Origin of the sequence: Janibacter limosus (genome assembly GCF_004295485.1) — a bacterium.
Lineage (GTDB): Bacteria > Actinomycetota > Actinomycetes > Actinomycetales > Dermatophilaceae > Janibacter > Janibacter limosus_A.
Window position 1 is genome coordinate 832,630 of record NZ_CP036164.1, and the last position, 12,471, is coordinate 845,100.

The following is a 12,471-nucleotide window of genomic DNA, read 5'->3' on the forward strand; positions in this document are numbered from 1 at the left end:
GTGCGCCCTCGATCAGGCGGTCAGGGCGAGGTCGTTGACGCCGCCGGCCAGCCGGGCGTAGGTGCCGCCGGACGCGACCAGGTCCGTGTGCTCGCCGCGCTCGACGACCCGCCCACCCGACAGGACGAGGATCTCGTCGGCCGACTCGATGGTGCTCAGCCGGTGCGCGATGGTGATCGTCGTGCGGCCCCGGGCCAGGGCGTCGAGCGCCGTCTGCAGCTCACGCTCGGTGTCGTTGTCCAGCGCGCTCGTCGCCTCGTCGAGGACGAGGACCGCGGGGTCGCGCAGGAGCGTGCGGGCGATGGCGATGCGCTGCTTCTCGCCGCCGGAGAAGCGGTGCCCGCGTGCACCGACGACCGTGTCGAGCCCGTCCGGGAGGCCGGCGACGAGGTCTGCGGCCTGGGCGACCGCGAGGGCCTGCCACAGCTGCGCCTCGGTGGCCCCGGGATCGGCGAGCAGGAGGTTGGCCCGGATCGAGTCGTGGGCGAGGTAGGTCTCCTGGGTCACGATGCCGATGACCTGGGTGAGCGTCTGCGGGTCGATGTCGCGCAGGTCGACCCCGTCGACGGTGATCCGGCCGCTCGTCGGGTCGGCGAGGCGGACCACGAGCGAGGCGAGGGTCGACTTGCCGCTGCCGGTGGCACCGACGAGGGCCAGGTGGGCGCCGGCCGGCACGCCGGCCGAGATCCCGTCGAGCGCGAGCCGGTCGCTGCCGGGGTAGCCGTAGGAGACCCCGTCGATGCGCAGCTCGCCGCGGACGGTGGCCGGGTCGATCGCGACCGGGTCGGCGGGAGGCGTGACCTCGGGCTCGAGGTCGAGGTAGCCGAAGACCCGGCTGAAGAGGGCCATCGAGGCCACCCAGGACGCACCGACGTTGAGCAGGCCCATGACGGGGCGGAAGATGCCCGACTGCAGCGTGGTGAAGGCGATGATCGTGCCGATCGTCATCCCACCGCTGGTCGCCGGGAGCCCGGCCGCGAGGTAGATCAGGGCGGGGATCGCCGCGAAGACGATCGACATCGTCGCCATCCGCCACCGGCCGGCGAGCTCGGAGCGCACCTCGAGACCGACGAGGTCGGTCGAGGTCGCGGTGAACTCGCGCGCTCCACGCTCGGCGGCGCCGAGGGTCTTGGACAGCAGGGCGCCGCTCACGGACAGCTCCTCGGTGACCTGCGCCTGCAGGTCGGCCAGGCGCCGCTGGCGCTTGGCGGTGATGTCGCGCCGGGCGAGCGCGACCTTGCGCGTGGTCCAGATGGCCGGTGGCAGCACGAGGAGGGAGAGCAGGGACAGGCGCCAGCTGAGCGCGACCATGGCCACGGCCGTGGCGACCGCTGTGGTGAGGTTGGAGGCGATCGAGACCGCGGTGCTCGTGACGATCGACTGCATGCCGGCGACGTCCTGGGTGATGCGCGACTGGATCTCACCGGAGCGGGTCCGGGTGAAGAAGCTCATCGCCTGTCGCTGCAGGTGGGTGAAGACGTCGGTGCGCAGCCGGTGCATGACCGCCTGCCCGACGCGGGTGGAGATCCAGGTCTGCTGCACCCCGATGAGCGCGGTCGCGATGGTCACGAGCAGCATCCCGCCGACAGCGAGGAGGAGCAGGCGCACGTCCTGGTGGGGGAGGGCGTCATCGATGATGGCGCGCAGGAGGAAGGGGGAGGCCATCGCGATCAGCGAGCTGGCCACGATCAGGCCGACGACCACGGCGACCTGCCAGCGGTGGGGGCGGAAGTAGCCGATGATCCGGCGCGCGCTCACGGGGCTCTCGGCGAGCTGGGCGCGGTCCTGCGGGTCGATGCGGCGGGATCTGTTCTTCGGGGTGTCCATGCGGGCCCCTTTCGGTTGTCTCAGTTCGTGGTGCTGAGGTTACCTCACTATGAGGGAAGGGGGCAAGTTGGTTATCGTGGGTCGCATGACGACGCGGACACCCGGGCAGAGCTCGGAGGATCTCGGTGAGCAGCTCCTGCGGGTGGCTCGCGGGCTGCGTCGGGCCTGGATGGTCGACCTGTCCGCGCACGACCTGTCGCCGCACGAGGCGCGCGCGCTGCGCGTCGCGGCAGATCGTGACCCGGCCCCGCGACTGCGCGACCTGGCCGACGCCCTGCGGATCGCGCCGCGCTCGGTGACCGATGTCGTCGACGCCCTCGAGGCCAAGGGCTATGTGGTCCGCCAGCCGGACCCGGCGGACCGTCGCGCGAGCGTGGTCGTCGTGACCGAGGCAGGGCACACGGTCTGCGCCGACGTGCACGACGCCCGCCGGCGCACCATGGGCGGGCAGATCGGCGCGCTGAGCGCCGAGCAGCGCGCCGCGCTCGCAGATGCCCTCGCGACGCTCGAGGACACCCTCGAGCGCCCCCCTTCCGCATCTCCTTAAGGTCGTGCGGTCAGAAAGGGCCCCTTCCGCATCTCCTTAAGGTCGTGCGGTCAGAAGGAGCTGAGCCCCAGGTGGGCCAGGGCCTGCCGCAGCAGCGCCCCGTGCCCGCCGGCCATCTCCGCCTGCAGGCCGGTCTCGCTCGCCTCGTCCGGGGTGAGCCAGGCCAGGTCGAGGGCGTCGTGCTGCGGGGCGCAGTCGCCGCGCACCGGCACGATGTAGCTCAGCGCGACGGCGTGCTGGCGCGGGTCGTGGAAGGGCGTGACCCCGGGCGTCGGGAAGAACTCCGCGACGGTGAAGGGGACCGGCGAGGCCGGGACGGACGGCAGGGCCATCGGGCCCAGGTCCTTCTCGAGGTGGCGCACGAGGGCGTCGCGCACCCGCTCGTGGTAGTTGACCCGGCCGGCGATGAGCTCCCGGTCCATCGTGCCGCTGTCGGAGGCCCGCAGCAGCAGGCCGACCGCGACGACGTCACCGTTGTCGGCGACCCGCACGGGCACGGCGGCCACGTAGAGGATCGGCACGCGCCCGCGGACGCTGTCGAGCTCCTCGTGGCTCAGCCACGCTTCCTGTCGGTCCAGATCCGCCTGCATGCTCGTCATCCTCGCAGACCGGCCGAGTCTCCCCGTCGAAGCACCACGCGTCAGCCGCAGAGAAGCCACCCCGCCCAACCTCTGCGGCCTCGAAGATGGCGTCTCGCAATGATGTCGGAGACCACCTCAGGTCCAGGGCGGCGGCGTTGGGCGGTGACCGCGGCGGCCAGCGTGCAGTGCGACCGCCAGGATGGCGAGGCTGACGTGGATGACCAGCGTCGGCCGGTCGTCCCCGGCGAGGGGCGACCGGCCGCACCGGACTGGGCCATGCCCACAGGCGGTCAGGCGACGTCGATGAACACTGGGTTGGAGTAGAACCACAGGTCATCCCATGGCGACTCGAGGCCGTCGGCGGCAGGCTCCATCTCGTCGGTGCTCGTACCCCGCACACGGATGTATCCCTTGGACGTCACATCCCGCAACGTGTATCGAATGACGTACTCGTCACCCCGTCGGCGGAAGTCTCCGGTGCCGTACCGAGCCACGACCTTCGTGGTCGTGTTGGCGGCCGCATCACGGTTGGTCACCGGGCCCGTCACGTCACCTGCAATGATGTCGACGCGGTGGACTCGAGGCCGGTCCCCGTTGCCATTCTTGCTTTTCGGCGGCATGAACCGGATCTCGATCTCGACGTCGTTGTCCCGGCCCCGCTTGACTGTCACCGTCTGCCCCACAGTGGCTGCACGGCCGGCATGGGACGCGGTGACGTCCAGTCCGGCGATCAGGTCACCCGTGGTGACGAAGATTCGGCCGGTCCGCAGGCCGTCCATGATGTCCGCGTAGTCCTGGCGGGCATCGACGTAGGTCTTGGAGTACTCCCCCGGCCAGAAGTCCGACCCGCCGCGGGTCCAGTGGACGTGGGAGTCAGAGGTCGCGGTGATCCACCACTTGCGACCTTCGCCGAGCAATGAATCCCAGAGACCACCGACCATTGCGGTCATCTGGTCAAAGCCACCATGTGTCGGATAGTTGCCATACGCCCCGCGGGCGCCGCCGTTGAGCGGCCCCGCCTGGTGACCCGGCGCGCCTTCGAAGCCGACGTACACGGTCGGGGCGGCGTCTTGGTTGTTGCGGAACTCGCGTGGGGTGTCCTGGCCCCAGACGCCGAGCCCACTCGCAGAGCGGGACGCGTGGTGCGCGATCACCAGCGGCTTGCTGGCCATGTTGTTGGCATAGTTGAGGAACTCGACCATCTTGGCCTCTGTGTCCCGCGACGGGTCGCTGGGAAACGCATCGAGCTTGGCGTACCGCGACTCGAGGTCGTACAGCAGCTGTGCCTCGTTGTTGCGCTGCGGAATCATCAGCGTGTGGTGGTCCATCTGGGGTGCGTCGAACTCCATCCCCCAGAACTGCAGCACCTCGGGTACCAGGCCGCGAGACTTGAGCAGGTCCGGGTAGGCGAGCTCCAGATTGACCTTGGAGTGGGTGGGGCCACCGTGGTCGGTGCACATCACCCATGAGAGGCCGAAGCTCTTGGCCATGATCGCGTTCGCAACGATCGGGTAGACGGCGTCCGCGCCCTTGGCGAAGGTCGGCGGATTCTTGGTGGTGTCGAACCGGCCTGAGTACTCGGAGTGGATGTGGTGGTCGCCGGCACGCCAGGCTCGACCGCCTCTTCGACGCAAGGAGGTGCCGGAACCGGCGGCAAACGCCGGGCCGGGCAGGGCTGCTGATGCGGCGGCGAGGGTGGCGCCGACCCCGCCGTACTTCAACAGCTGGCGGCGCGAGGAGGTGGCAGCCTGCGGGTCTGCCTCGTCCATCGCCTCCCAGCTGTCGTTCGATGCATCTCCGTGCTGGTGGCTGTGACCATCTTCGTGCGCGTGGCTCATAAAAATACATCTCCCGGCGGAAGGTAGAAGTGGTGATGACATCCCACTCCCAGCCAATGAACTCCGTGCAAACGGCGGACGTGCAGAGGCAGAACTTGAGCAAGCCGACCATGACGAGCTCGCGAGTGGGCCGACCCAACTACCTCTGGCAGCGCGCCCGTGGCCGAGCCGCGGACAGGCTCAGGATGCTTCAGGAGATTCGCACTAGGGGGAGGTGAAGGAGGCGCGACGCGCGGCGCGGCGCAGCGCCGCGAGGATCGGGCGCCCGGTCACCGCGATGAGCACGATGTTGGTCATGGCGCGCACGAGGTCCCAGCCGAGCGAGGTCGCCAGGTCGAAGGCGAGGAACCGGGTGAGGTTCTGCGCGATCGGTGCCCCCGCGACGAAGCTCAGCGCCTGCTCGCCCTGGACGGTGAAGGGCCAGAAGGAGAAGTTGAGGGCGGCGCCGTAGAGCAGGCCGCTCACCGCCCCGTAGGCGCACAGCACGACGATCTCCGCCGCGCCCCTCGCGCGGGGGAGCAGCCCGGCCCCGAGGCCGACCCAGGCCGCTGCCAGCATCTGGAAGGGCAGCCAGGGGCCCACGCCCGCCGTGATCAGCGCGCTCGAGGCGAGCGTCGTCGCCCCCAGCACGAAGCCGAAGCCGGGGCCGAAGGCACGACCGGAGAGGATGAGCAGGAAGAAGACCGTCTCCATCCCCGCGGTCCCTGCCCCGAGCGGGCGAAGGGCGGCGCCCACCGCCGAGAGCACCCCGAGCATCGCGACCGCCTTGGTGTCCAACCCGCCGTCGCTGACCTCGGCGAGCACGACCGCGAGGACCCCGATGAGGATCGCCGCGAAGACGAGCGGGGCGTTGCCCGAGTTGGAGAGGCCGCTGTCGGGCGAGACGAAGAGGGGCCACAGGAAGGCGAAGAGACCGGCGATGCTGATGATCGCGATCGCCACGACGGCTCGCGGCCGCAGCTCGATCGCCGTGCGTCGGGAGCCGTCGATCGAGCGGTCGCTCATGCCGTCGGCCTCGTGAGCGCGGCTCGCACGGCGGCGACCGTGAGCAGCGGAGCGGGTGCCAGGACCTTGGCGACCTGCGGCGCGAAGGCGGGGGAGGAGGTGACGACGTCGGCCGTCGGTCCGTCGGAGATGACCTCACCGTCGGCCATGACGACCACCCGGTCGGCCGCCTCCGCGACGAACTCGACGTCATGGGTGGAGAGCAGGACCGTCCGACCCCGCGCCACGACCGAGCGCAGGGCTCGGGTGAGCGCGGACTTGGCGGTGTAGTCCAGCCCGCGGGTCGGCTCGTCGAGGAGGAGCACCGGCGGGTCGGCGGTCAGCTGGATGGCCAGCACGAGGGCGAGCCGCTGCCCCTCGGACAGGTCGCGGGGGTGGCGATCGGCTGGGATGCCCGGCGCGATCTCCTCGAGCAGCGCCGCGCACGTCCCGGCCGCGACCTCGGCATCGAGGTCCGCACGCTCGCACTCGCCGCCGACCGTCTCGAGGTAGAGCAGGTCGCCCGGCGTCTGCGGCACCAGCCCGACGACGGTGCGTCGTACCGCCGGCGCCAGCTCGGCGGGGTCGGCGCCGTCGACCGACACGGTGCCCGCGGCCCGCCGGCCCGATCCCTGGAGCGCCCAGAGCAGCGAGGACTTGCCGGCGCCGTTGCGTCCCATGAGGGCGGTGATGGTGCCCGGTCGCAGCGTGAGGTCCACGCCGTCGACGGCGACCAGACGACCGTGGCGGACGGTCACGCCCTTCGCCTCGAGTCCCCCGGGCTGCTCCGGCGGCGTTGCGGGAGAGGGGATCTCACCGATCTCCCGGCGAAGGGGGCCCGCCGCACGTCGTGCATCGCGCACCGAGAGCGGCAGCGGGGTCCACCCGGCCCACCGGCCGAGCTCGACGACGGGTGGGGCGACGCTCGAGGTGATCATCATCTGTGCGGGCGGACCGTGCTCCACCCGGCCGTCGACGACGTGGATGACGGAGTCGGCGTGGTGGATGACCCGCTCGATGCGGTGCTCGGCGACGATGACGGTCGTCGACAGGTCGTGCACGAGGCGGGAGATCGCGGCGAGGACGTCCTCGGCCGCCGTCGGGTCGAGCGCCGAGGTGGGCTCGTCCAGCACGATGACCTGGGGGTGCTGGGTGAGCACGGCGCCGATCGCCACCCGCTGCTGCTGCCCTCCGGACAGGTCACGCAGCGGGGCATCACGCAGGTCGGCGATGTCCATGACGTCGAGGACCTCCTCGACCCGACGGCGCATGGTCTCCGGGGGCAGCCCCAGCTGCTCCATGCCGTACGCCAGCTCGGCCTCGACGGTCTCGGTGACGAAGCCCGCGAGCGGGTCCTGCCCGACGACGCCGACGACATCGGCCAGGTCGCGCGGACGATGGGTGGCGATGTCACGGCCGGCCACGAGGACCCGCCCCTCGAGGTGGCCGCCGGTGAAGTGGGGGACCAGGCCGTTGATCGCCCCCAGCAGGGTGGACTTGCCCGAGCCGGTGCGCCCGACGACGAGGGCCAGCTCGCCCTCCTCGATGCTCAGGTCGACATGGGTGAGCGCGGGGGCGTCGCTGCCGTCGTAGGTGATGGTGACGTCCTCGAAGAGGACGGTGGGTGCGGGCGTCCAGCTCACGGGTGGCTCCCTTCGGTCGTGGCGGTGGGGCGTTGGACGCAGTCGCGCTCGCGGGCGACCGGCGGCGCCGGGGTGAGGAGGGCCGGCAGGGTCGCGACGAGCAGGCCCAGGGTGAGCAGCCACGGCAGCGGCGGCGGGCCGAGGGGGGTCAGGGGCATGGTGAGCGCGCTGGGCTCCCAGTGCGCGCTGGCGAAGGCCGCCGCGGCGGCGAATACCCCGCACACGGCGGTGACGGTCTCGGGGGACCGCCAGGGGGAGGGGCGATAGGTCGTGCGCGTGACGGCGCCCGACCCGCTGGCGAGCCCGAGGGCACCCAGGAGCACCCCGAGGAGCAGCATCGGGAGCCCGACCCACTCGGGGCTGGTGGTGTCGAGGACCCCGTAGCTGCCGACGGCCATGCCGAGCAGGCCCCCGAGGGTCAGCGCTCCGGTGGTGTGGTGCCGTGCGGCAGAGGTCTCGCCCCGTCGGCCGTAGCCACGGGAGTCCATCGAGGCGGCCAGCGCCATCGACCGCTCGAGGGTGTCCTCGAGGACCGGCATGGCGACCCGCGTGAGGGCGCGCAGCCCGCGGGCGCCGTCGCCGCGCAGCAGGCGTGCCCGGTGCACCCGACGGGCGGACTCGGCCAGCTGTGGGGCGACGCTGATGGCGACGACGATCGCGGTCCCGATCTCCTGCAGCGCACCCGGGAGGGCGGCCAGCAAGCGCTTGGGGTCGGCCAGCGCGTTGGCCGCCCCGACGCACAGGATCATCGCCGCGAGGCGCATCCCCTCGAAGAGCGCGGCCAGCAGGCCCTCGAGCCGCAGGTCGCCGAGCAGGTTGATCCCGGCGGCCCAGCTCGGCAGGTCGATCTCGGGCAGCGGCAGCAGGACGATCTCGCCCCACTTGAGCCCGACGAGCACGTGCAGGACGAGCCGCAGCGCGATGATGAATCCACCGAGCACCGCGTAGAGCGTGAAGGCCCGCGCCCACGGCGAGTCCGACCGCCTGGCCATGACGACGAAGGTCACCGCGGCCGCCGCGAGCAGCAGCACGAGCGGGTTGGTCGTCTGCGAGACCGCCACCGCGAGTCCGATGGCCCAGAGCCACCAGGCTCCGGGGTGCACGGCCCGCGGCGTCGACGAGAGCACGAAGGGGGTCAGTGTCCCCGGCGTCGTGCCATGGCCAGGGCAGCGCCCCCGAGCACGACGAGCAGGCCGGCGCCGATCGCCGTGGGCACGAGCGCGCCACTGCCGGAGTCGGACTCGTCGCCGGCAGCAGTGGTGGCCCCGGCCGTGGAGGCGGTTGAACCCGTGGAGGTCGTGGTGCTCGAGACGGTGGGCGTGGCGGAGGCCTTCTTCGTCGTCCTGGCCCTCGCCTCCTTCGCCTTCGCCTCGCGGGCCCTGTCCTTCTTGGCCTCGGCCTGCTTGTCGGTTGCGGTCGTTGCCTCGGCCGCCGACGAGGAGGAGGCAGACGGAGTGGCCCCGACGGTGGAGGAGGGCGCGTTGGTCGAGGGGGAGCCGGCGCGCTGGGGGGCTGCCGCACTGGTGCCTGCCGAGGTCCTGGGCGAACCGGCGCCGTTGCCGCTCGCGCTCGTGCTCGGGCGGGGCGCGGCGCTGGTGGTGGGCCGGGCCGTCGCCGTCGGCCTCGGTGCGGCAGACGTGGGTGCCGGGGCAGCGGGCGGCGCCACCGTGGGGGAGGCGTTGGTGCCCAGCCGGAAGCCCACGGCGCTGCCGGGCGCCGGGTCGTACAGGTAGATCCCGGAGCTGGAGTACTGCCAGGCGCCACCCGCAGCGGCGTGGTGGAAGGCCCAGTAGTTGTCGGCCGGGGGCATCCGGGTGCACGAGATGGCGGGCAGGCCGTTGATCGTGCAGACCGCGCCGGGCTGCGTCTGCACCCGCACGACCGAGAAGCCGGCCGCGGTCAGGGCGGCGCCGGCCGTGGAGGGGTCCCCGGGCGCGCAGCGCACGTCGGTGGACGACGCGCTCTGCACGACGACCGTCACACCGCTGGTGCCGCTGCAGCCTGCCGCCTGGGCCGGGGTGGAGAGGGCGAGACCGCCCCCCGTGAGGAGGGCGGTCGCGCCGAGACCGGCGAGCAGTCGCCGCATCAGCGCACCCGTACGGCGACCCGACGACGGGCCACGAGGGTCAGGCCGAAGGCGAGGAGACCGGTGCCGGCGCCGAGGGCCCAGACAGGGGTGGTGGAGGCGACCCCGTCGGTCTGGACGACCGCGGGGATCTCCGGCCGGGCGGCCGGCTGGTCGGTGGACGCGTCGTCGCCGTCACCCGCGCCGGTGCCGGTGTCGGAGCCGGTGCCCGTGCCGTCGTCGTCGCCGGTGCCGGTGTCGCCGCCGCTGTCGCCGCTGGTGTCGCCACCCGGGGTGGTCGCGGCGCAGTCGGTGGTGGGCGTGGCCGCGCTCTGGCCCGCAGAGGTGATGGTGGCGTAGGACTGGTCGGTCCGCCCCAGCAGGGCCTGGGCCGTCGAGCGGGTGATGGTGCCGTCGGGTGCCGCCGTGGCTCCCTTCGCCACTGCTGCGTCGAAGTCGGCCTGGTTGTAGGCGACGGCCCCGGCGAGCGCGGGGGTGGCGCAGCCGAAGGTCAGGGTGTCGAGGTACGCGAGGGCCTGCGCCCTGGCGTCGTCGCGGCCGGCGATGCGCAGCGCGGTCGCCGCCAGCCCGGTGCTGTTGGCGTTGACGCCCTCGGTGGTAGCGCCACCGCCGACACCGCCGCTGCCGTCCTGACGGCTCTCGAGGTAGTCGGCTGCGGACTGGACCTGCGCGTCGTGGCCGCCGACGAGGTCGAGCGCCTGCACTGCCGTCGAGGTGGCGTCGGGGTCCGAGACGCACTCGTCCTTGAACTCCAGGCTGAAGCCGCCGTCGTCGCACTGCTGGGCGAGGAGGAAGTCGACCGATGCGGGCGTGGGGTCGGTGCCGGCGCGCTCGAGGCCGATGATCCCGAAGGACTGGCCCAGGGTGTTGGAGTAGTCGCCCCACTGGGACTGGTCGACGAACTGGCCGGTGTCGGCCTCGAGCGAGCGCTGCTGCGCGACGAGGTCGATCCCACCGACGGAGCGGGGGTCCAGGCCCCGGGCGCTGGCGAAGGTCAGCAGCTTGCCGGTGGCGGCGGAGTAGATCTCCTCACCGGCGCCGGTGTAGGAGCCGGCGTTGGCGACGACGTAGTCGGTGGCCGCGGCGGAGACGTCACCCGCGGTGCCGGTGGCCGACATGCCCAGGACCGCGTCGATGGTCAGCCCGAGGTCGTCATAGGTCTGCCCACCGGCATCGACGACGAGGCGGTTGCCGCCTTCCTCGATCTGGGTGGCGAGGTAGGCGACGGAGTCGCCGGGGGTGGCTGGTCTGCCGCGTCGATTTCGGACAGTGGAATTGATTGATTCCTATGCTGCCGTGACCGACTGGGTGTAACTGTAGTGCACGTCATTCGGGCACCGGTAATCCAGCGCTGAATGCCGCCTGCGGGCGTTGTAAAAACCCTCGATGTAGGAGATCACATCCCGTCGCGCCTGCTTCTTGGTGGCATAGACGGTCCGGTAGACACGTTCGTTCTTCAACGCCGCGAAGAACGATTCGGCCATTGCGTTATCCCAACAAATACCGGTTCTACCCATCGACGAGCGCATGCCCAAAGACGTCACGAGCTTGCGGTAATCGGCCGAGGTGTAGACGCTGCCGCGGTCGGAATGAAAGATCGCCTGCGGCTCGATGAATGTCGTTGCGTACGCATTCTTCAACGCGTCTTCGACGAGTTCGGTGCGCATGTGGTCAGCGATCGACCAGCCCACCACCTTCTTGGAGTAGCAGTCGATGACCGTCGCCAGGTAGACGAAGCCGGCCCACGTGTGGATGTAGGTGATGTCACCGACGAACTTCATCCCGGGACGCTCGGCGGTGAAGTCTCGCTCGAGCAGGTCAGGCATGCCCGCTGCGGCGTGGGCGTCGGCTTCGGTAGTAACTCGGAACGGGCGGGGTTGGCAGGCCACGAGGCCTTCGTCGCGCATGATCTGGCGCACCAGCTCCGGCGAGCACTCGGTGTGCTCGTCAGCCAGGTCAGCGTGGATGCGGCGGTACCCGTAGGTCTCATCTGATGCGGTGAAGAAGTGCTGTACGCGGGCGGTCAGCGCCGCGCGGCGGGACGCGGTGGCCGAGGTCGGACGGCTCAACCAGTGGTAGAAGCCTGATGTCGAGACCGCCAACCATTCGCACATCTTGTAGACGGGATTGGTCTGGTCGGGGTCATTCTTGCAGGAGTCGATGTACTCGTACTTGCTCACTGTCGCTGCTCCCTCGCGAAGTAAGCCGTTGCTTTTTTCAGGAATGCAGTCTCCGCCTTGAGCTCGGAGTTCTCGCGTTCCAGCTCTTTGAGGCGTGCCCGTTCGGAAACTGTCAACTCAGTCTCTGCGCCACTGTGCGCATCGCGATACTTGTTCAGCCAATTCCGCAGCGTCTCGGGACCGACGCCATAGGAGGTCGCTACCTCCTTGATCGACTTGGAAGTCGCGATGACTTCTTGGCACAACTCGTCCTTGAATTCTTGGCTAAACCGTCTGCGTGAAGCAGTCATATCCGCGATCTCACTTTCCGGTAGAACCCTCATCTTAAGAGGGCCCACTGTCCGACATCACCGCAGCAGGCCAGGCGGCCGAGGCCGCGGGGGCCAGGGCGAGGCCGGCGGCGCCGATCGTGGCGGTGAGGGCGAGCGAGGGGAGCGAGCGCATCTGGGCGACCTTTCGGGGCGGGGACCTGGTGGTCGTGACCCGGGCGCGGTGTGCGTCTGGGGCTCGACCCGTGGTCCTCGACGGGTGTGGCGGAGCCTCGCGATCCATGGGTGCTCCGGCTCGCCGACGAACGGCTCACGGTTGCGGGTCAGCGCCGGAGTCGCACCGGCTTCCCCCAACAGGGTCGCGACTGCCTCTCGGCAGTGCTGGCCCCATGCTACCGCGGGGCTACACTGGGGCCCACAGGCGTTCGAGCCGTCATCAGCGGCGAGCCTCCGGAAGAACGGGACCGGCCCCAGGGTCGGTCCTCACTAGACCCGGACGACTGGTCACGTGACGAC

At 71.0% G+C, this 12,471-nt stretch carries 10 protein-coding genes and 1 riboswitch; of the genes, 1 reads left to right on the forward strand and 9 read right to left on the reverse strand.

The genetic code is table 11. The features are described from left to right. Positions 1-12 precede the first annotated feature (12 nt). The gene (locus EXU32_RS04070; protein WP_130628748.1) at positions 13-1,827 is read right to left on the reverse strand and encodes an ABC transporter ATP-binding protein; all 1,815 of its coding nucleotides are present in this window, start codon (positions 1,825-1,827) and stop codon (positions 13-15) included. An 85-nt stretch (positions 1,828-1,912) separates the two neighbouring features. Between EXU32_RS04070 and EXU32_RS04075 the strand changes: the two genes are divergently transcribed. Further along, entirely contained in the window at positions 1,913-2,374 is a 462-nt protein-coding gene (locus EXU32_RS04075; RefSeq protein WP_130628749.1) for a MarR family winged helix-turn-helix transcriptional regulator, read from the forward strand. Between the two features lie 50 nt (positions 2,375-2,424). Here EXU32_RS04075 and EXU32_RS04080 read toward each other — a convergent pair whose 3' ends face one another. The 8 genes from EXU32_RS04080 to EXU32_RS04115 form a co-directional block, all read right to left on the reverse strand. Continuing rightward, positions 2,425-2,964, reverse strand: coding sequence for an NUDIX hydrolase family protein (locus EXU32_RS04080; protein WP_130628750.1), 540 nt, complete (start codon positions 2,962-2,964; stop codon positions 2,425-2,427). A gap of 281 nt (positions 2,965-3,245) precedes the next feature. Then, positions 3,246-4,793, reverse strand: coding sequence for a twin-arginine translocation signal domain-containing protein (locus EXU32_RS04085; protein ID WP_207233873.1), 1,548 nt, complete (start codon positions 4,791-4,793; stop codon positions 3,246-3,248). A 204-nt stretch (positions 4,794-4,997) separates the two neighbouring features. Next, positions 4,998-5,798 (reverse strand): ECF transporter S component, encoded by an 801-nt coding sequence (locus EXU32_RS04090; RefSeq protein WP_130628751.1) that lies wholly within the window; start codon positions 5,796-5,798, stop codon positions 4,998-5,000. Beyond that, the gene (locus tag EXU32_RS04095; RefSeq protein ID WP_130628752.1) at positions 5,795-7,420 is read right to left on the reverse strand and encodes an ABC transporter ATP-binding protein; all 1,626 of its coding nucleotides are present in this window, start codon (positions 7,418-7,420) and stop codon (positions 5,795-5,797) included. Before EXU32_RS04095 ends, EXU32_RS04090 begins: the two co-directional genes overlap by 4 nt. Next, the gene (locus EXU32_RS04100; RefSeq protein ID WP_130628753.1) at positions 7,417-8,547 is read right to left on the reverse strand and encodes an energy-coupling factor transporter transmembrane component T; all 1,131 of its coding nucleotides are present in this window, start codon (positions 8,545-8,547) and stop codon (positions 7,417-7,419) included. Before EXU32_RS04100 ends, EXU32_RS04095 begins: the two co-directional genes overlap by 4 nt. An 8-nt stretch (positions 8,548-8,555) precedes the next feature. Next, entirely contained in the window at positions 8,556-9,506 is a 951-nt protein-coding gene (locus EXU32_RS04105; protein WP_130628754.1) for a hypothetical protein, read from the reverse strand. Then, the gene (locus tag EXU32_RS04110) at positions 9,506-10,624 is read right to left on the reverse strand and encodes a peptidase (protein WP_130628755.1); all 1,119 of its coding nucleotides are present in this window, start codon (positions 10,622-10,624) and stop codon (positions 9,506-9,508) included. Before EXU32_RS04110 ends, EXU32_RS04105 begins: the two co-directional genes overlap by 1 nt. A 168-nt stretch (positions 10,625-10,792) precedes the next feature. Beyond that, positions 10,793-11,976, reverse strand: a protein-coding gene (locus EXU32_RS04115; protein WP_130628756.1) for an IS3 family transposase whose coding sequence is annotated in 2 segments (ribosomal slippage) — positions 10,793-11,715 and positions 11,715-11,976 — 1,185 coding nt in all. Because the reading frame shifts where the segments join, the coding sequence is not laid out codon by codon here. A 262-nt stretch (positions 11,977-12,238) separates the two neighbouring features. Continuing rightward, a riboswitch (cobalamin riboswitch) is annotated at positions 12,239-12,306 on the reverse strand. Positions 12,307-12,471 lie beyond the last annotated feature (165 nt).

Coding starts and splice junctions, on each gene's coding strand:
- EXU32_RS04070 (WP_130628748.1), bottom strand. CDS start 1,827: ATGGACACCCCGAAGAACAGATCCCGCCGCATCGACCCGCAGGACCGC.
- EXU32_RS04075 (WP_130628749.1), top strand. CDS start 1,913: ATGACGACGCGGACACCCGGGCAGAGCTCGGAGGATCTCGGTGAGCAG.
- EXU32_RS04080 (WP_130628750.1), bottom strand. CDS start 2,964: ATGCAGGCGGATCTGGACCGACAGGAAGCGTGGCTGAGCCACGAGGAG.
- EXU32_RS04085 (WP_207233873.1), bottom strand. CDS start 4,793: ATGAGCCACGCGCACGAAGATGGTCACAGCCACCAGCACGGAGATGCA.
- EXU32_RS04090 (WP_130628751.1), bottom strand. CDS start 5,798: ATGAGCGACCGCTCGATCGACGGCTCCCGACGCACGGCGATCGAGCTG.
- EXU32_RS04105 (WP_130628754.1), bottom strand. CDS start 9,506: ATGCGGCGACTGCTCGCCGGTCTCGGCGCGACCGCCCTCCTCACGGGG.
- EXU32_RS04110 (WP_130628755.1), bottom strand. CDS start 10,624: ATGTCGGCCACCGGCACCGCGGGTGACGTCTCCGCCGCGGCCACCGAC.